This window comes from Pseudoduganella sp. R-32, from assembly GCF_049913245.1.
Classification (GTDB): Bacteria; Pseudomonadota; Gammaproteobacteria; order Burkholderiales; family Burkholderiaceae_D; genus Rugamonas.
Genome location: NZ_CP183987.1, coordinates 5,572,780 through 5,589,993 on the forward strand (window position 1 = coordinate 5,572,780; position 17,214 = coordinate 5,589,993).

Below are 17,214 nucleotides of genomic sequence, written 5' to 3' on the forward strand. Positions count from 1 at the left end.
TTTATTTCTTGTTCAGTGGGTCCATATCGTCCGGCACATCGAGCCTGGTCGGTCGATCCGGGTAGCGCAGGCCTGGACGATAGGCCTTGATCTGGTACACATACGCCAGCACTTCAGCCACGGCGGCGTACAGGCGCGGCGGGATTTCATCGCCGATTTCGGTATGCTTGTGCAGGGCACGCGCCAGCGGCGGCGCTTCCAGGATGGCAACCCGGTGCTCTTTGGCCAGCTCGCGGATCTTGGCCGCCACTTCGTCGGTGCCCTTGGCCACCACGCGCGGCGCACCCTGCCCGCCTTCGGCGTATTTCAGCGCCACCGCATAGTGGGTCGGGTTGGTCACCACGACGTCGGCGGTCGGCACTTCCTGCATCATGCGTTTCTTCGCCATTTCGCGCTGGAGCTGGCGGATCTTGCCCTTGATTTGCGGGTTGCCGTCCGACTCCTTGGATTCCTGGATCAGCTCCTGGCGCGTCATCTTCAGCTTGTTCGCGTAATGCCACATCTGGTACGGTGCATCGATCAGGGCGATGAAGCCCAGCGCGCCGACGATCACGATGAAGCTGAAGCCCAGCATATTCATGACATGCGTGCTGCCGGTATGCAGCGGCTCGAGCATCAGGCCGATTGCCTCCTGCTGCTGGCGCGAAATGACCATATAGGCCACCACGCCGACGATGATGGACTTGATGATGGCCTTGACCAGCTCCACCAGCGAGTTGGTGGAGAACATGTTGCCGATGCCCGTGATGGGATTCAGCTTCATGAAATTGGGGGTGAAGGCCTTGGCCGAAAACAGCCAGCCGCCGACCAGCAGCGGCGAGGCCAGGGCCACCACCATCACGGCGACGGCGATCGGCAGGCAGGCCAGCATCACGTGCACCACATCGACCAGGATGCGGGTCACCAGTACATCTGGGTTGTAGACTTGCTCACGCGTCAGCGACAGCCCCGAAGTGAGGCTGCGGCTCAATTCGCGCACCAGGCCGGAGCCGGTCATCCACAGGCCGGCACCCGCTGCCATGAGAACGGTAAAGGTCGCGACTTCGCGCGACCTGGGTACGTCCCCTTCTTCACGCGCCTGCTCGAGGCGCCTCTGTGACGCGGGTTCTGTTTTCTCGGCTTCGCTGTCTTCAGCCATTGACCGCTCCTGTTATCGACCGTGCCATTATCGCTGCGGCCGAGCAAGAGCTATCGATGGAAAAAGCGGGGAAAACCTGCCTTACTCGGCCCCGTCGGCGGCTGGCGCCGCCTCTGGCACGGCTTTCGCACGGCCCAATTGCCAGACCTGCTGGTCGATGGCGCCGAAGATGGACTTGCCGTCGGCATCCAGCATTTCGATCTTGATGGTGTCGCCGAAGGACATGAAGGAAGTTGTCGGTTTGCCATCGGCGATCATTTCCAGGCAGCGCTTTTCGGCGATGCAGGAATAGCCCCTTTTAGCATCCTTGTTGGACACGGTGCCCGAACCGACGATGGTGCCGGCGCGCGCATTGCGGGTTTTCACCAGGTGCGAAATCAACTGGGCGAAGTTGAACACCATGTCCACGCCCGCATTCGGCTGGCCTACCAGCTTGCCGTTCCAGGTCGAGCGCAGCGGCAGGTGGACCTTGGCGTCGCTCCAGGCTTCGCCCAGTTCGTCCGGGGTCACGGCCACTGGCGAGAAGCTGCTGGCCGGCTTGGACTGGAAGAAGCCGAAGCCTTTGGCCAGCTCCTCGGGGATCAGGTTGCGCAGCGAGACGTCGTTGACCAGCACCAGCAGGCGAATCTGCTGGAAAGCCAGGTCGGGCGTGGCGCCCATCGGCACATCGTCGGTAATCACGGCGATTTCCGACTCGAAGTCGATGCCCCATTCTTCATGCTTCAACTCGATGTCGTCGCAAGGACCGATGAAATCGTCACTGGCACCCTGGTACATCAGCGGATCTTCCCAGAACGAGGCCGGCATCTCGGCATTGCGTGCCTTGCGCACCAGCTCGACATGATTGACGTAGGCCGAACCGTCGGCCCACTGGAAGGCGCGCGGCAGCGGTGCCATGCAGTTCTTCGGCTCGAAGTCGAAGCTGCGGCGGGCCTTGCCCTCGTTGAGCTGGCGGTACAGGTCGTCAAGCTGGGGCGAGATGAACGTCCAGTCATCCAGGGCGCGTTGCAGGCTGCGGGCGATTCCATCGGCGACCACGGCAGTTTTCAGGTCGCGGGAGACGACGAGCAATTGGCCGTCGCGGGTACCGTCTTTAAGGGTGGCAAGTTTCATTTCAGGAATGCTATCGATTCGGTAGAGATAATCAATTTTACCTCCTGGATGCGAATCATTACCATTTGGCTCAACTAGAAAGGAATTCGATCATGGCAATCGCAGCGAAGAAAATGAGCCAAGTCACCGCCCACATGGGCATCGCCTTCGGCCTGATGTACGTATTGACAGGGTCGGTGGCATTCGGCGGCCTGGCTGCCGTGCTGGAACCGGTGATCAACGTCGTGCTGCTGCCATTCCATGAGCGCGCCTGGCACGCGCTGCGCCAGCGCTTCGCTCACCGCCGGCTGGCATTGATCGCAGCCGAGAAAATCTCGCAAACCGCAATGCATGCGCTCATTGCCTTCGGCACCTTATACGCTGCCACTGGATCAATCGCGTTCGGTGGCCTGGCGGCAGTGTTGGAACCGATCATCAATGTGATCGCCCTGCCCTTCCACGACCGCCTGTTTGACCGCCATCTAATGCGAAGCGCCGCATCGCCGATGGCTGCCTGACAATAATCGCCTGGCTTGCCATCGGATGCATCCTGGCCGCTACCGCGATAACAACTCCGGCGGCACGCTCGCGCTGTCAATGAGGACGTGAATCCAGTCCAGCAGTTGCTCGGGCGCCGCTTGCTCCAGAACCTGGGCACCGGCCTGGGATAGTGGCTTTCCAGCATGCTCGAGCAGTAATCTCACAGTATTGCGCCGCTCAGCCAACAGGGCGTTTTTCGCCCCTTCCTGCTGTCCCTCATGCCAACCTTCCTGCAAGCCTTCTTGCCGGCCTTCCTGCCGGCCTTCCTCCCACCCCTCGCGTCGACCGCGGAGCAAGGTTCGGTACTCGAGTACCTCTGTGTAGTTGCGAAAATCATGTTCGAACATCATGGCGATTTTCTCCATAGTTAGCGCCTGGGCCATGTCCGCATCGGGGAACTGGGCAGAAAGACGCATTTGCACCCAAGCAGTGAGCGTCCTCGACAACAAATCATTGTGCTGGCGCTCCAGCCACACCGACAACGTTCGAGTCAGCGCTGGAATATCGCTGGCCTCGTCATCGGCCCGATCAAGTTCAAGCAAGGCTCTGATGACACCCTGTCCGATGCTTCGATCGACCAGCACATAATTTAGTTCCGGCTGCAGCGATTCCAGGCCAGGTGGCGCCTGCGGCCGGAATGCCCCCAGGGACCGGCTATACGGCCATGCCTCGCGGCCACTATAGAGAACGATGGGGAGCAGCAGCGGTTCCTTTCCGTGGGTCGCCCTGCGCGCCTTGATGAGGTCATCGGAAAGTAGCGCTGCATAACCCTGCATGCGTGTCGCCATCCATTTGTCCGGGATCGATTGGAATTCGATAAGCATATGGATGCTCGGACGACGAGATCGATGCACACACCACACGACGTCATCATGACGATGCGTGCCATTCGGCGATACATAGCTGGCATTCAGGCGTACAAAGTCGTCTGGGCGGACCGCTCTCGTCCATTCCTGCGGCACAGCCACGCACAACAGCTCGCGCGCCAACTCCGGGAACGAAAACAGCTGTTTGTAGCCGGTATCACTGGGGGAAGCCATGCAGGAAGTCTATGCGGCCCCTGTTTAAGCACTTTGGGCAAGCGCAAGCTGTTGCGACAAACCGGCCAGCCCCGGTGTGCGACAGCGAACGGACGCTTAGCGCCCAGGGGCCTAATCTCCACGCATCGAGTTCAAGCCGGGAGGCGAATATGCTGGCAGACAAAGATGCTATTGCGATGATCGCAGTAAAGAATCTGGATGCGGCGGCGAAATTTTACGGTGAAGTTCTCGGCCTTGAGAAGCTCGACAGCCCCGAACAGGAAGTGCTGGTCTTCCGCAGTGGGACCAGCACGATCAACGTCTATCGGTCGCAGTTTGCCGGTACAAACAAGGCAACCAATGTCATGTGGAACGTGGGCAGCGAACTGGAAGAAATTGCAGAACGCTTGAGAACGCAAGGTGTCATATTCGAGCACTACGATATGCCCGGCCTGAAACGCGAGGGCAACGTACACGTTGGCGGCAGTATGAAAGTGGCATGGTTCAGGGATCTCGATGGCAATATCCTCAGCATTGTTAGTGGCTAGGAGGCCAATATGAAAGCACTTAGCTTCATCGCAGGCGCACTAATCTCGGCACAGGCAATCGCCGGACCTGAGGTCGATAAGGAATTCAATTCCATGGATGCCGACCAGAATGGCAAGGTATCGGCGGCTGAACATGCGGCCGGTGCGAAGAGGATGTTCGAGCATATGGATGCCAACCATGATGGCAAAGTGGGTGCTGCAGAAATGACTGCTGCACACAAGGCCATTACGGGACAGGCAACGAAAAAGTCGGACATGTCAGCAGCCGACAAGATCAAGGCCGTCGATTCTGACGGCGATGGCGTGCTTACTGCCGAAGAGCACGCCAAAGCGTCGGCATCCATGTTTGCGAAAATGGATACCGACAAGGACGGATTCCTGAGCAAGCAGGAAATGGCCGCGGGACATGCGGCCATGATGAAGAAACAGTGATCAGGCCGGCGCCAATAACGCGAGCTGTTCGGGGGTGAGATAGCACCATTCCCCTTCCTGCAAGCCCAGAGAATCGAGTTGCAATTGGCCGATGGCGGAGCGGTGCAGCGCAGAGCAATGATTGCCGGCAGCAGCGAGCATGCGCTTGACCTGGTGGTATTTGCCTTGTTCGAGCACGATCTCGAGCTGGTGCTCGCCGCGCTTGATGCAGGTGACGGCAGCCAGGGGAGCGGGCTCATCATGCAACTGGACGCCGGCCAGCATCTGGGCCACCAGCTCGTCGGTCACCGGTTCGGCCGTGGTGGCCAGGTAGACCTTGGGCACGTGGCGCTTGGGCGAAGACTGCGCATGGATGAACGGGCCGTCATCGGACATCAGCAGCATGCCGGTGGTGTCATGGTCGAGGCGGCCGACCGGCTGGACTTCGCGCCAGGTGAATTGCTCAGGCAACAAGGTCAGCACGCCCGGGTGGTGGCTGGGCTTGCGGGAGCATTCGTAGTCGGAAGGCTTGTACAGGGCAATATAGAGGTGCTCGCGATACACCCACTCTTCGCCGAACACTTCCAGCACCAGGCCGTCGGTTTCGATAGTCGCTTTATAGTTGTCCTGCACTTCGCCGCCGATGGAAACGTCACCGTCTTCGATCAGGGCGCGGCAGTATTTACGGGTGCCGAAGCCTTGCGACTGCAGGATTCGGTCCAGGGATAATTTACTCATGGGGCGGGATTTTACCGGATTTACGCTACCGCAAGCCTCCCTATTGATGCAGATCAAAGGGCGTGACAGTCGAGTTGGTACACTTAAATAGCATTAGGAATCTGCTGACTGGGCTATAGGAATTTCTTTGGGAGATCTCAGCAATGAAGCTCTACATCAACCGTAAGTCGTTGGCACAGGCCCATGCCGCTTCGCTGGAAACCAAATTGGCTGTCGCGCGCTGGAGCGGCCAGGCAGGGTCAATGCCGCAAGCGTTGTGGCGGCGTCAACAGGGAGCGGAGTTGCTCGAGTGGCTGCTGCAAGGCGGCTTTTCAACCGAAGACCAGGGCGCAGAAACGAAAACAGCGGCCAGGGGCCGCCGTTCTCTTGCCTCCCAAAGAGACAGTGACGAGGAATGTGAATTCACTCAAGTCCGCATCCGTAATGCGGCTGCGTAGTCTGCCTCAAGAATTGATTGCTAATCGCCCTCCCCTTGAATCGAACTACACCGTCAATATAGTCCACGTCGGGGAAATGGCAAGCAAAAATGCCAATGTTGACTGCTGAGCCAAGTTTCAGCGCAAGCTCGGCTTGGCAGCATCGGCGGCGGCCTTGATGGCGCCATAACCAACTGCTGCGCCAAACTTCTTCAGCACGCGCTCTGGCAGGTTTTCATGCTGGGTATAGTCGACGATGTCTTCCGCTTTCACGATGTCGCGCGCCACGCTGTCGACGCTGCCCAGGTCATCGGCCAGTCCCATGTCGATGGCACGCGCGCCAGTCCAGTACAGGCCGGAGAACATGTCGGGGGTTTCCTTCAGGCGCTTGCCGCGGCCGGTACGCACCACGTCGATGAATTGGGCATGGATTTCCTTGAGCATGGTCTGCGCATGCTGCTTCTGCTTGTCCGACTGGGGGCTAAACGGATCCATGAAACCCTTGTTTTCGCCAGCGGTGAGCAAGCGGCGTTCCACGCCCAGCTTTTCCATGGTGCCAGTGAAGCCGAAGCCATCCATCAGCACGCCAATCGAGCCAATGATGCTGGCCTTGTTGACGTAGATGCGATCGGCGGCCGAGGCGATGTAATAGCCGCCCGAGGCGCAGATTTCATCGACCACCACGTATAGCGGCTTTTGCGGGTAGCCGTGGCGCAGGCGGCGGATCTCGTCCACGATCATGCCGGCCTGGACCGCGCTGCCGCCCGGGCTGTTGATGTGCAGGACGATGGCCACCGAGCCGGTATCCGAGAAGGCTTTGTTCAGCGCGGGAATCACCACATCCGCCGCACCGCTGCCTTCCGACTCGATACTGCCTTCGATTTCGATCAGGGCGGTATGGCGGCCCAGGGCCTCGGCATCGCCGCCCATCAGGTTGACGCCGAAGTAGCTGGCCAGGGCGAAGAAAATGATCGCCAGTGTCGACACCTTGAAGAAAATGCTCCAGCGGCGATTGGCGCGCTGCTCCTTCAGCGTAGCGAACACCAGCTTTTCCAGCACTTCACGCTCCCACTTGATGGGAGGATTCTCGGCCGAGGGCGCTGGCTGGGTGTTATTGTTGTCGTTGATATCACTCATGGTCGTGGGCGCACGTAATCGTCAGGCTGCCAGTAAATGTTTTCGTCTCGCTCAATCACGGCAATCGGACGCAGTCGACCGCCGCGGCATGGGCCGCCGGCACATTGGCCATTCTCAGGCATATAAATGGCGCCGTGTGTGGAACACATGATATAGAGGCCGCTCGATTCAAAGAACTCGCCCTCAGCCCAGTCCAGCTCGATCGGCACGTGGGCGCAGCGGTTCAGGTAACCATAGACCTTGCCGCCGTAGCGCACCACGAAGCCGGTGCTGTCTTCGCCACCGGCGCGCAAGGGAAAACGGATTCCCTTGCCGCCTTCCAGCAAAGCCTCGGCAGCGCAAACCAGGATGTCAGCATCCATCAAGCGTTCTCATTCAGCCATTGGTGCAATTGCGGCACAGTCCGCGCCGAATACACCGGGTTGCAGGCAGCCAGTTGTTCCAACGGATGGGCGCCATATTCGACGGCGATGCCAGAAGATCCCGCATTTTGCGCCATCATCAGGTCATGTGTGGTGTCGCCAATCATCACGGTCCTGCGCAAATCCTGGCCCAGTTCGCGGGTCAGTTCCTGCAGCATGGCCGGATGCGGCTTGGAGAAAGTCTCGTCGGCGCAGCGCGTCGCATCGAAAGTCGACAACAGTCCGGCGGCGTTCAGGGAACGATTCAGGCCGACCCGGCTCTTGCCGGTCGCGACAGCAAGAAAATAGCCTTGCTGCGACAAGTCCTGCAACATTTCGTGCACGCCATCGAACAGTGTCAGCTCGTGGTCTTTCGCCAGGTAGTGATAGCGGTAGCGCTCCATCACGCGCGGATAAATCTTCGGGTCGAGGTTCGGCATGGCGACCTGCATGGCTTCTCCCATGCCCAGCCCGATCACGTGGGCGGACTGTTCCCTGCTCGGGATAGGCAGGCCCAGGTCCTTGGCGGCAGCCTGGATGCACTTCACGATGGTGGCGGTGCTATCCATGAGCGTGCCATCCCAATCGAAGACGATCAGGTCAAATTGCTTGCGCGGCATTATTTTTTTCTCAATTCAATGGTTTCCCCAAGCTTACCAAGAATCGCTGGCATTCGGCGGCCAAAGGCGCATTCAAGGTCATCGGCTTGCCCGTTTCAGGATGGGTAAACGTAATCTGGTGGGCGTGCAGGAACATGCGTTTCAGCGCGCCACGCGTTTCCGTGGCTTTCTGCAGCGCCTTGTTCAGTGCAAAATCGCCGTATTTATCGTCACCTGCAATCGGAAAGCCCGAAGATTGCAGATGAACGCGAATCTGGTGGGTTCGGCCGGTCTTCAGCTCGGCCTCCAGCAGCGCAAAACCATCAAATTTCTGCAGCAGGCTGAACACGGTATGCGAAGCCTGGCCGTCGGCTTGCACGCGCACGCGGCGCTCGCCGTCCGGAAGCGTGTATTTATGCAATGCAAGCTTTACGTGCTGGCGCTTGTTCTTCCAGTCGCCCACCGCCAGGGCCAGGTAGCGCTTGTCGGTCAGTCCGTCGCGCATCTGGTCATGCAGGTTGGTCAGGGCAGTACGCTTCTTGGCGATCAGCAGCAGGCCGGACGTTTCCCGGTCCAGGCGGTGCACCAGTTCCAGGAACTTGGCGTCCGGGCGGGCTGCGCGCAACTGCTCGATGACGCCAAATGAAACGCCGGAACCGCCATGGACGGCAACGCCGCAGGGTTTGTTGATCACCAACAGGTTGGCGTCTTCAAAAATGACGTCGAATTCGGCGGCCGGAACGGTTGCCTCTTGCTTTTCAGCAATGCGAATCGGTGGAATGCGCACCAGGTCGCCGGCATTCAAGCGGTACAACTGGTCGATGCGGCCCTTGTTCACCCGCACTTCACCCGAGCGCAGGATACGATAGACGTGGCTCTTCGGCACACCTTTGCAAACACGCAACAGGTAGTTATCGATCCGCTGTCCGGCCTCTTCTTCAGTGATTGTGACGAATTGTGCTTGCGGCAGGACCTGTTGGGGGGAAGCGGAATCGGCTTTTTGCGACTTGTTTTGGCCCGGCTTCCCAGAATTTCTCTCTAAGTCCTTCATTTTGAATATATAATCGTTATGCCGCGGTTTAATCTGCTGCAAGTGTAAAGAATTAAACGTACATTTTACACAGGGGCGTATCTGCTGGCCTCGCCAAACGCAAATTCGGTGGAAAAAATTGTATACGCACATTCGTGCGCCGATCAGGGTCGCAACCGCTGTTGCCATCGGCTCGAGCGCTCGTGTGCTGAATTAGACTGGCTGGATTGTTAGGATAAGTCCGGCGAGCAAGCACTACAGTCGTTGCTCGCTGGTTGATGAAGTGGATAACGCTTGCCGTTTCGCCAAGGCACCATACAAGATGCCCTGGCCCGACGATGTGCGCACGCCTGCATTCTCCCGCCACCCGGCAACGCTCGGGCCGTTGGATGATGTTGCACGCAGTGCGCAAACTCGGCATGACGATTTGCTTCATGCGCCCAATGCGGCGGCAGCGCTTCGCGCCCGCCGCATGACGAGGCATTTCCCCCTACAGCCTCCTTAATTCACGCGTATATCCTTGTACTTCGCCGTCTCCACGGGGGCGGCTTTGACATGGCCCAAGGGTCGCGGAGTTAATAAAAATGAAACGCATGTTGTTTAATGCTACGCAGCAAGAGGAGTTGCGCGTAGCAATTGTCGACGGTCAAAAATTGATCGACATCGACATCGAGACCGCCGGACGAGAGCAGCGCAAGTCCAATATCTACAAAGGCGTCATCACTCGAATCGAACCCTCCCTCGAAGCTTGCTTCGTCAGCTACGGCGAAGACCGCCACGGCTTCCTCCCCTTTAAAGAAGTTGCCCGTTCCTATTTCCGCGAAGGCGTCGACGTGCGCAATGCATCCGTCAAGGAAGCGCTGCGCGAAGGCCAGGAAATCATGGTGCAGGTGGAGAAGGAAGAGCGCGGCAATAAGGGCGCGGCACTGACCTCCTTTATTTCGCTGGCTGGCCGTTACCTGGTCCTGATGCCGAACAACCCGCGCGGTGGCGGTGTTTCCCGCCGTGTCGAGGGCGAAGAGCGCCAGGAGCTGCGCGAAACCATGGACAAGCTGGACCTGCCGCAAGGCATGTCGGTGATTGCCCGTACCGCCGGCATCGGCCGTACCGTGGAAGAGCTGCAGTGGGACTTGAACTACCTGATGCAACTGTGGCGCGCCATCGAAGGCGCCTCCAAGGCAGCCTCCGGCGCTTTCCTGATCTACCAGGAATCGTCCCTGGTGATCCGCGCCATTCGCGACTACTTCCAGCCTGATATCGGCGAGATCCTGATCGATACCGACGAGATCTACGAACAGGCGCACCAGTTCATGTCGCACGTGATGCCGGACATGGTGCACCGCGTGAAGCGCTACAGCGACGACGTGCCGCTGTTCTCGCGCTTCCAGATCGAACACCAGATCGAAACCGCGTACTCGCGCACGGTTCCGCTGCCATCGGGTGGCGCCATCGTGATCGACCACACTGAAGCCCTGGTCTCCATCGACGTCAACTCGGCCCGCGCCACCCGCGGCTCGGACATCGAAACCACCGCCTTCCACACCAACTGCGAAGCCGCCGACGAAGTGGCCCGCCAGCTGCGCCTGCGCGACCTGGGCGGCCTGATCGTGATCGACTTCATCGACATGGAAGTGTCGAAGAACCAGCGTGAAGTCGAACAGCGCCTGAAAGACGCCCTGCACCACGACCGTGCACGTGTCCAGATGGGCAAGATTTCCCGCTTCGGCCTGATGGAACTGTCGCGCCAGCGCCTGCGCCCTTCACTGTCGGAAGGCTCGCACGTGACCTGCCCGCGCTGCTCGGGCACCGGTCACATCCGCGATACCGAATCGTCCGCCCTGCAGGTGCTGCGCATCATCCAGGAAGAGGCGATGAAGGAAAATTCGGCCGCCATCCACGTCCAGGTGCCAGTCGACGTGGCTGCCTTCCTACTGAACGAGAAGCGCGGCGAAGTGCTGAAGATCGAGACCCGTCACCGCATCACCGTGATCCTGATCCCGAACAAGCACCTGGAAACCCCGCACTACAAGCTGGAACGCATCAAGCACGACGATCCACGCCTGGAAGACCACGCTGCCTCCTACACCATGGCTGAAGCTGCCGAGACCGACATGTCGTTCTCCAAGCGCCACAAGGAAGAAGCCAAGCCGCGCCAGGAAGCCGTCGTCAAGACCATTACCCCAGAGCAACCAGCTCCAATGGTGGAACATAAGCCGGAAGCTGCCAAGCCAGCCGCCGCCGCTCCACGCGCGGCTGCTCCAGCAGCCCCGGCTGAAAAGGGCTTCTTCGCCAAGCTGATCTCCTTCTTCACCGGTGGTGAGAAGGAAGAGCCAGTGCAGCCGAAAGCGCCAGTCATCGTCACCAAGGCGCCAGCCAACGCAGAACGCGGCGACCGCAAGGATCGCGGCCAGCGTGGCCGTAACCGTGGCGGCAAAGGCGGCCGCGGCGAGCGCGAAGACCGCGAACCAGGCACCCGTCCAGGCGCCGAGGAAGCGAAACCGGCAGCAGAAGCCCGCAAGCCGCGCGAACAGCGCGAGCCACGTGAACCGCGTGAGCCACGCCAGCCGCGTGAACCACGCGAGCAGCGCGAAGGCGCCGAGGCGGCCCAGGCCCAAGGCCAGCGTGCCGAGCGCGAACCACGCGAGCAGCGTGAGCCACGTGAACCGCGCCAGCCTCGCCAGCCACGCGAGCCGCGCGCCGAGAAAGCAGTTCCAGCGGAAGCCAAGGCCGAGGAATTGGCACTGGCAGCAGCAGGCGTCGGTCCAGTTGGCACCGGCACCGGCGCGCCTGAGACGCCAGTACTGGTGAAAGCAGCCAGCAACACCGGACCAGAGGGTGAAGAGCATGAAGGCGCGGAAGGCGGCGACGAGCCACGCCGCCGCCGCCGTCGCGGTGGCCGCAACCGTAACCGTCGTGAGCGTGAAGGCGCTGAGGGCGTGGAAGGTGCGGAAGGCGCGACCGAGGCAACGTTCACCGTTGCGCCGGCTGAAGGCGAAGCAGTTCCAGTGGCCGCCGCTACCGAAGCTGTGTCGGCCCCAGTTGCTGCCCCGGCTGCTGTCACCGCCGAGCAGGCATCCACTGAAGCTGCGAGCGCTGCCGCTGCCGAAGGCGCCGCTGCGCACGCCGCTGCAGCCACGGCTGTCGAGGCGCCAGCGCTTGCTGAACCGGTTGCCGTAGCCCCTGTAGTAGCTGCGCCAGTCGAGCCCGCACCGGTAGCTGTCGCGCCAGTCGAGCCAGCCGCCGTGGACTTGCCAGTCGCTGCTCCAGCAGCCGCTGAGCCAGTCGCAGCGGAGCCTGTGGTCAGCGCGCCAGCATCGCCACAAGGCGTGCTGCCTTTCGCTGAAGCCGCGCCGGCCGCAACCGAACCGGCAACTGCCGAAGAAGTTGCTGCCGACGTCGTCGAGCCAGCGGCTGCCGCAACTCCAGCTCCAGCCGAGGCAGCGCCAGTCGCCGCCGCGCCGGCACCGGCCCCAGTTGCGCCAGCGCCAGCGCCAGCACCAGCTCCTGCCCCGGCAGCACCTGTGCCGGCCGCTGCCAAGGCAGACGTCGATGCCATGCTGGCTGCCGCCGGACTGTCGATGGCAGTGACCGACCCGGCCAAGGTACGCGCGGCGCAGGAAGCTGCCGCCGCTGCCGCGACCGCCCAACCGATCCGCGTGCCACGCGAGCGCAAGCCGCTGCCACCGGTTGCCAGCGAGCCGCTGGTGCAGGTTGAAACCAAGGCGAATGGCTAACCGGCCTTTCGCAGACGAAAAAGGGAAGCCAGGTGCTTCCCTTTTTCATGTCCCATTGTGGGAAGCATTCCTGTATTGGCTCAAGCTGGGCTTCATCAGCTTCGGCGGCCCGGCCGGACAGATCGCCCTGATGCACACCGAGCTGGTTGAGCGCCGGCGCTGGATTTCCGAACACCGCTTCCTGCACGCACTGAATTACTGCATGCTGCTGCCCGGCCCGGAAGCCACGCAGCTCGCCATCTACATCGGCTGGCTGATGCACCGCACATTGGGCGGCATCATTGCCGGCGTGCTGTTTGTACTTCCCTCGCTGTTGCTGCTAATTGGCCTGTCCTGGGCCTACATGGCTTACGGCAGCCTGCCCGCCGTCGCCGGCATCCTGTACGGCATGAAGCCCGCCGTAGTCGCCATTGTGCTGGCTGCCGCATGGCGCATCGGCAAACGCACGCTGCGCAACCGCCCATTGATGGCCATCGCACTGTCTGCCTTCGTCGCCATCAGCTTTATCAAGCTGCCATTCCCGGCGATTGTCGGCGCGGCCGCCCTGCTGGGCTGGGCCGGCGGCCGGCTTCGTCCCGAACTGTTTGCCCTGGGCGGCGCCGGGCACGGCCCTGCCGCCACGCAAGCCGCCCACCCTCCCGCCCTGATCGACGATGACACGCCAACGCCGCAGCACGCGCGCTTCAGCTGGACCGGACTGGCGCGCGTCGCCGCTGCCGGCATCGTATTGATGGCTGGCGGCTGGCTGCTGCTCGCCTGGCTGTTCGGCATCGACAAACCGCTGGCGCAGATGGCCTGGTTCTTCAGCAAAGCCGCCATGATGACTTTTGGCGGGGCCTATGCTGTCCTGCCCTATGTCTACCAGGGCGGTGTCGAGCACTTCCACTGGCTGACGCCTGCCCAGATGGTCGATGGCCTGGCCTTGGGAGAAACCACGCCTGGCCCTCTGATCATGGTGGTGGCGTTCGTCGGCTTCGTCGGCGCCTGGACGCAGCAAGCCGTGGCCGGCCACCCTGCCCTGGCAGGCATGCTGGGCGCCGCTGTCGCCGCCTGGTTTACCTTCGTGCCGTCCTTCGTCTTCATCCTGGCCGGCGGCCCGCTGGTCGAATCAACGCGCGGCAATATCCGCATGACCGCCCCGCTGACCGCAATCTCTGCCGCCGTGGTGGGAGTAATTGCCAGCCTGGCACTATTTTTTGGCATCCACGTGTTCTATCCAGCCGGCCGCTGGGAGTGGCCGGCCGTCGCAATCGCCGCTACCGCAGCCATAGCCTTAATGCAGTACAAGCAAGGAACAATCCGCGTATTGCTGGCCTGTGCAATTGCTGGCATCGTGCTATCGTACCGGGTGTAACCACGCACCCAGCATGACCGAAAAAATCATCCTCCTGAACGATGGCCGCAGCCAGGCGCCGGCCATCCCCGCAACGTTAGAGGCGCCAACCGGCCGCCTTCAGGACAGGTTCGCCCGTCCGCTGCACGACTTGCGCATTTCCATCACCGACCGCTGCAATTTCCGCTGCGTCTACTGCATGCCGAAGGAAGTGTTCGACAAGGACTACCAGTACCTGCCGCACAATGCCCTGCTCACGTTTGAGGAGATCACGCGCATTGCGCGCCTGTTCGTCGAACACGGGGTTGAAAAGATCCGCCTGACCGGCGGCGAGCCGCTCTTGCGCAAGGACCTGGAACGACTGGTCGCCATGCTGGCCGAACTGCGCACCGTGAGCGGCAGGCCGCTCGACCTGACCCTGACCACCAACGGCTCCCTGTTGGCGCGCAAAGCGCAATCGCTGAAGGACGCCGGCCTGCAACGCGTCACCGTCTCGCTCGACGCGCTGGATGACGCCACCTTCAAGCGCATGAACGATGTCGACTTCGCAGTAGAGGATGTGCTGCACGGAATCGACGTGGCGCACAGCGTCGGCCTTGGTCCTGTCAAAGTGAACATGGTGGTCAAGCGCGGCATGAACGAACAGGAAATCCTGCCGATGGCGCGCCACTTCAAAGGCTCGCCTTCCATCCTGCGCTTCATTGAATTCATGGACGTCGGCACGTCCAACGGCTGGAATATGCACGACGTGGTGCCATCCGCCGAAGTGGTGCGCATGATCAGCGCCGAAATGCCTTTGGTACCGGTCGATCCGAACTATACCGGCGAGACGGCCGAACGCTGGCGCTACGTCGATGGCGGTGGCGAAGTCGGCGTGATCTCCAGCGTGACGCAGGCCTTCTGCAAGGATTGTTCGCGTGCCCGCCTGTCGACCGAGGGCAAGCTGTACACCTGCTTGTTCGCATCGCGCGGCCACGACTTGCGCGCACTGCTGCGCGAAGGCCGCAATGACGCAGAAATCTCATCCGCCATCACTGCGCTGTGGCGCGTTCGTGCCGACCGCTATTCGGAACTGCGTACCATCAATACCGAAGGCCTGGCGCTGGGCGCCGACCGCAAAGTCGAAATGTCATATATCGGGGGCTAAGCTGGCGATGGAACAAAACATCAGTGGATTGATCCTGGCAGGTGGCCGCGGCACCCGCATGGGCCGTGTGGACAAAGGCTTGCAGCCCTTCCGGGGCGGCACGCTTGCCTCACATGTGCTGCAGCGGCTTGCGCCGCAAGTGGCCAGCGTCGCCATCAACGCCAACCGCAATCTGGGCGCCTACGGCGCGCTCGGCGTGGAGGTGCTGCCGGACGAACTGGAAGGCTACGAGGGCCCGCTGGCCGGTCTGCAGACGGGCCTGCGCCATTGCACGACGGACCTGCTGCTGACAGCGCCCTGCGACTCCCCTTTCCTGCCGCCCGACCTGGCGCAGCGGCTTTACGAGGCGCTGAACGCGCAGGGCGCCGACCTCGCCGTGGCATCTACGCTGGAAACCGACGACGATGGCAAGACGCGCACGCAACTGCATCCTGTTTTTTGCCTGGTGCGCAAAAGCGCCCTGCCGGCGCTGGACGATTACCTGCAGACCGGCTCGCGCAAGATGGATGGCTGGTACAAATCGATCAAGGTGGCCGAGGTGCTGTTCAACGAGGCCGCTGCCTTCCGCAATATCAACACGTTGACCGAGCTGCAGAACGAGGAAGAAGCTGCCGCCAACCCTTCACTGAAAGATGTGGCGACCTGCCTGTCTGGCTACGATCCCGACGCCCTGCCTGTGCGGAATGCACAGCGCATCATCCGTGAATTCATCCGGCCCGTGCGCTGCATCGAAAAGGTCGCGCTGCGCAGCGCCCTGGACCGCGTGCTCGCTGCCGATGTGATCTCGCCGATCAACGTCCCCGCGCACGACAACTCCGCGATGGACGGATTCGCGTTTGCCGGCGGGCAGCTCAAAGCCGACGGCAACACCACGCTGAAGGTGATCGGAACAGCCTACGCGGGCCGCCCTTCGGCGCTGAAGCCCGGCCCCGGCGAGTGCGTGCGCATCATGACCGGCGGCGTCATGCCGGATGGCTGCGACACCGTGCTGCCGCAGGAGTTGGCGGCGGACCTGAGCGACGTCGCCGTCACAATCTCGCCGAACACCGTGCGCACTGGCGACAACCGCCGATTCAAAGGCGAAGACCTTGCAGCCGGCACTCCCGCACTTCGCAAAGGCAAAGTATTGCGCCCGGCCGACCTGGGCCTGCTTGCCTCGCTGGGCCTGGCCGAAGTGCCGGTGCAGCGCCGCCTGCGCGTGGCCTTCTTCTCCACGGGCGACGAGCTGCGCTCGATCGGCGAACCGCTGGCGGAAGGCTGCGTCTACGACAGCAACCGCTACACCCTGTTCGGCATGCTGCAACGCCTTGGCTGCGACATCGTCGACATGGGCATCGTGAAGGATGACGCGGCATCGCTCGAAGAAGCCTTGCGCACTGCCTGTGAATGTGCCGACGCCGTGATCACATCCGGCGGCGTATCGGTAGGCGCAGCGGATTACACCAAGCAGGTCATGGCCACGCTGGGCGATGTGCATTTCTGGAAGATCGGCATGCGCCCTGGCCGCCCGATGGCGTTCGGCCGCATCCGCTCGAACGGCCACAGTGCCTACCTGTTTGGCCTGCCTGGCAATCCAGTGGCCGTCATGGTCACCTTCTACTTCTTCGCGCGCCACGCCCTGCTGCGCATGATGGGCGCCGATGCACCAGGCGACCAGTTGCTGCGTGTCCGCTCGGCCCAGGCGATCCGCAAGAAACCCGGCCGCACCGAATATCAACGGGGCATCCTCTCCACGGCGCTGGACGGCACGCGCGAAGTGCGCATCACCGGCTCGCAAGGCTCCGGCATCCTGCGTTCGATGTCCGAGGCAAACTGCATGGTGGTGCTGCACGACGAGCAAGGCAATGTGGCGGAGGGTGACCTGATTGACGTGATAGTTTTTGAGGGGCTGGTCTGACTCGCCTGACCTGCATCAGCCCGGCCCCAGAAAG

The 17,214-nt window shown here is 61.5% G+C and carries 16 protein-coding genes; 8 read left to right on the plus strand and 8 right to left on the minus strand.

Translation table 11 applies throughout. The annotated features are described in order from the left end of the window. Position 1 precedes the first annotated feature (1 nt). Both flhB and ACN9MU_RS25455 read right to left on the minus strand, forming a co-directional pair. Positions 2 to 1,138: a flagellar biosynthesis protein FlhB gene (gene flhB, locus ACN9MU_RS25450; RefSeq protein ID WP_426163820.1), complete on the minus strand. Its 1,137-nt coding sequence runs from the start codon at positions 1,136 to 1,138 to the stop codon at positions 2 to 4. Positions 1,139 to 1,219: 81 nt separating this feature from the next. After that, a complete protein-coding gene (locus tag ACN9MU_RS25455) occupies positions 1,220 to 2,251 on the minus strand; it encodes a fumarylacetoacetate hydrolase family protein (protein ID WP_426318979.1) in 1,032 nt (343 codons plus the stop codon). 92 nt (positions 2,252 to 2,343) lie between these two features. Here ACN9MU_RS25455 and ACN9MU_RS25460 point away from each other — a divergent pair, with 92 nt between their 5' ends. Continuing rightward, complete coding sequence (locus ACN9MU_RS25460) at positions 2,344 to 2,748, plus strand: DUF2061 domain-containing protein (RefSeq protein ID WP_426318980.1); 405 nt, start codon at positions 2,344 to 2,346, stop codon at positions 2,746 to 2,748. Between the two features lie 39 nt (positions 2,749 to 2,787). Here ACN9MU_RS25460 and ACN9MU_RS25465 read toward each other — a convergent pair whose 3' ends face one another. Further along, on the minus strand, positions 2,788 to 3,810 hold the full coding sequence (locus tag ACN9MU_RS25465; protein ID WP_426318981.1) for an Rpn family recombination-promoting nuclease/putative transposase: 1,023 nt from the start codon (positions 3,808 to 3,810) through the stop codon (positions 2,788 to 2,790). A 149-nt stretch (positions 3,811 to 3,959) separates the two neighbouring features. Here ACN9MU_RS25465 and ACN9MU_RS25470 point away from each other — a divergent pair, with 149 nt between their 5' ends. Together ACN9MU_RS25470 and ACN9MU_RS25475 are read left to right on the plus strand one after the other, a co-directional pair. Next, a complete protein-coding gene (locus ACN9MU_RS25470; protein ID WP_426163829.1) occupies positions 3,960 to 4,337 on the plus strand; it encodes a VOC family protein in 378 nt (125 codons plus the stop codon). A gap of 9 nt (positions 4,338 to 4,346) precedes the next feature. Continuing rightward, positions 4,347 to 4,769: an EF-hand domain-containing protein gene (locus ACN9MU_RS25475; RefSeq protein WP_426318982.1), complete on the plus strand. Its 423-nt coding sequence runs from the start codon at positions 4,347 to 4,349 to the stop codon at positions 4,767 to 4,769. On the opposite strand, the gene ACN9MU_RS25480 is transcribed toward ACN9MU_RS25475, so the two are convergent. Then, positions 4,770 to 5,486 (minus strand): pseudouridine synthase, encoded by a 717-nt coding sequence (locus ACN9MU_RS25480; protein ID WP_426336285.1) that lies wholly within the window; start codon positions 5,484 to 5,486, stop codon positions 4,770 to 4,772. A gap of 143 nt (positions 5,487 to 5,629) precedes the next feature. Between ACN9MU_RS25480 and ACN9MU_RS25485 the strand changes: the two genes are divergently transcribed. Continuing rightward, positions 5,630 to 5,923 carry a hypothetical protein gene (locus ACN9MU_RS25485; protein ID WP_426318984.1) on the plus strand — a complete coding sequence of 98 codons (294 nt, stop codon included), beginning with the start codon at positions 5,630 to 5,632 and terminating at the stop codon, positions 5,921 to 5,923. Between the two features lie 117 nt (positions 5,924 to 6,040). Here the strand turns inward: ACN9MU_RS25485 and ACN9MU_RS25490 are convergent, their stop codons facing one another. From ACN9MU_RS25490 to ACN9MU_RS25505, 4 genes are read right to left on the minus strand one after another with little or no spacing between them, the layout of a single operon-like run. Then, positions 6,041 to 7,039, minus strand: coding sequence for a S49 family peptidase (locus ACN9MU_RS25490; RefSeq protein ID WP_426163837.1), 999 nt, complete (start codon positions 7,037 to 7,039; stop codon positions 6,041 to 6,043). Beyond that, complete coding sequence (locus ACN9MU_RS25495; RefSeq protein WP_426163839.1) at positions 7,036 to 7,401, minus strand: Rieske (2Fe-2S) protein; 366 nt, start codon at positions 7,399 to 7,401, stop codon at positions 7,036 to 7,038. The genes ACN9MU_RS25490 and ACN9MU_RS25495 overlap by 4 nt, the downstream gene beginning before the upstream one ends. After that, positions 7,401 to 8,060, minus strand: a complete 660-nt coding sequence (locus ACN9MU_RS25500) for an HAD-IIIA family hydrolase (RefSeq protein ID WP_426163841.1) — start codon at positions 8,058 to 8,060, stop codon at positions 7,401 to 7,403. The genes ACN9MU_RS25495 and ACN9MU_RS25500 overlap by 1 nt, the downstream gene beginning before the upstream one ends. Positions 8,061 to 8,070: 10 nt before the next feature. Continuing rightward, on the minus strand, positions 8,071 to 9,090 hold the full coding sequence (locus tag ACN9MU_RS25505) for an RluA family pseudouridine synthase (protein ID WP_426163843.1): 1,020 nt from the start codon (positions 9,088 to 9,090) through the stop codon (positions 8,071 to 8,073). A 563-nt stretch (positions 9,091 to 9,653) separates the two neighbouring features. On the opposite strand from ACN9MU_RS25505, the gene ACN9MU_RS25510 reads away from it, so the two are divergent. The 4 genes from ACN9MU_RS25510 to glp are packed head-to-tail and all read left to right on the plus strand — an operon-like array spanning position 9,654 to position 17,180. Then, positions 9,654 to 12,803 carry an Rne/Rng family ribonuclease gene (locus ACN9MU_RS25510; RefSeq protein ID WP_426343617.1) on the plus strand — a complete coding sequence of 1,050 codons (3,150 nt, stop codon included), beginning with the start codon at positions 9,654 to 9,656 and terminating at the stop codon, positions 12,801 to 12,803. Beyond that, on the plus strand, positions 12,796 to 14,157 hold the full coding sequence (gene chrA, locus ACN9MU_RS25515; protein ID WP_426318986.1) for a chromate efflux transporter: 1,362 nt from the start codon (positions 12,796 to 12,798) through the stop codon (positions 14,155 to 14,157). The genes ACN9MU_RS25510 and chrA overlap by 8 nt, the downstream gene beginning before the upstream one ends. A gap of 13 nt (positions 14,158 to 14,170) precedes the next feature. Continuing rightward, positions 14,171 to 15,283, plus strand: a complete 1,113-nt coding sequence (moaA, locus tag ACN9MU_RS25520; RefSeq protein ID WP_426163849.1) for a GTP 3',8-cyclase MoaA — start codon at positions 14,171 to 14,173, stop codon at positions 15,281 to 15,283. A gap of 7 nt (positions 15,284 to 15,290) precedes the next feature. Continuing rightward, positions 15,291 to 17,180: a gephyrin-like molybdotransferase Glp gene (gene glp, locus ACN9MU_RS25525; protein WP_426318987.1), complete on the plus strand. Its 1,890-nt coding sequence runs from the start codon at positions 15,291 to 15,293 to the stop codon at positions 17,178 to 17,180. Positions 17,181 to 17,214: the final 34 nt, after the last annotated feature.

What these genes read in the sequence shown, in the direction of transcription:
- flhB (WP_426163820.1), bottom strand. Translation starts at nt 1,138, where the DNA reads ATGGCTGAAGACAGCGAAGCCGAGAAAACAGAACCCGCGTCACAGAGG.
- ACN9MU_RS25455 (WP_426318979.1), bottom strand. Translation starts at nt 2,251, where the DNA reads ATGAAACTTGCCACCCTTAAAGACGGTACCCGCGACGGCCAATTGCTC.
- ACN9MU_RS25460 (WP_426318980.1), top strand. Translation starts at nt 2,344, where the DNA reads ATGGCAATCGCAGCGAAGAAAATGAGCCAAGTCACCGCCCACATGGGC.
- ACN9MU_RS25465 (WP_426318981.1), bottom strand. Translation starts at nt 3,810, where the DNA reads ATGGCTTCCCCCAGTGATACCGGCTACAAACAGCTGTTTTCGTTCCCG.
- ACN9MU_RS25470 (WP_426163829.1), top strand. Translation starts at nt 3,960, where the DNA reads ATGCTGGCAGACAAAGATGCTATTGCGATGATCGCAGTAAAGAATCTG.
- ACN9MU_RS25475 (WP_426318982.1), top strand. Translation starts at nt 4,347, where the DNA reads ATGAAAGCACTTAGCTTCATCGCAGGCGCACTAATCTCGGCACAGGCA.
- ACN9MU_RS25480 (WP_426336285.1), bottom strand. Translation starts at nt 5,486, where the DNA reads ATGAGTAAATTATCCCTGGACCGAATCCTGCAGTCGCAAGGCTTCGGC.
- ACN9MU_RS25485 (WP_426318984.1), top strand. Translation starts at nt 5,630, where the DNA reads ATGAAGCTCTACATCAACCGTAAGTCGTTGGCACAGGCCCATGCCGCT.
- ACN9MU_RS25490 (WP_426163837.1), bottom strand. Translation starts at nt 7,039, where the DNA reads ATGAGTGATATCAACGACAACAATAACACCCAGCCAGCGCCCTCGGCC.
- ACN9MU_RS25495 (WP_426163839.1), bottom strand. Translation starts at nt 7,401, where the DNA reads ATGGATGCTGACATCCTGGTTTGCGCTGCCGAGGCTTTGCTGGAAGGC.
- ACN9MU_RS25500 (WP_426163841.1), bottom strand. Translation starts at nt 8,060, where the DNA reads ATGCCGCGCAAGCAATTTGACCTGATCGTCTTCGATTGGGATGGCACG.
- ACN9MU_RS25505 (WP_426163843.1), bottom strand. Translation starts at nt 9,090, where the DNA reads ATGAAGGACTTAGAGAGAAATTCTGGGAAGCCGGGCCAAAACAAGTCG.
- ACN9MU_RS25510 (WP_426343617.1), top strand. Translation starts at nt 9,654, where the DNA reads ATGAAACGCATGTTGTTTAATGCTACGCAGCAAGAGGAGTTGCGCGTA.
- chrA (WP_426318986.1), top strand. Translation starts at nt 12,796, where the DNA reads ATGGCTAACCGGCCTTTCGCAGACGAAAAAGGGAAGCCAGGTGCTTCC.
- moaA (WP_426163849.1), top strand. Translation starts at nt 14,171, where the DNA reads ATGACCGAAAAAATCATCCTCCTGAACGATGGCCGCAGCCAGGCGCCG.
- glp (WP_426318987.1), top strand. Translation starts at nt 15,291, where the DNA reads ATGGAACAAAACATCAGTGGATTGATCCTGGCAGGTGGCCGCGGCACC.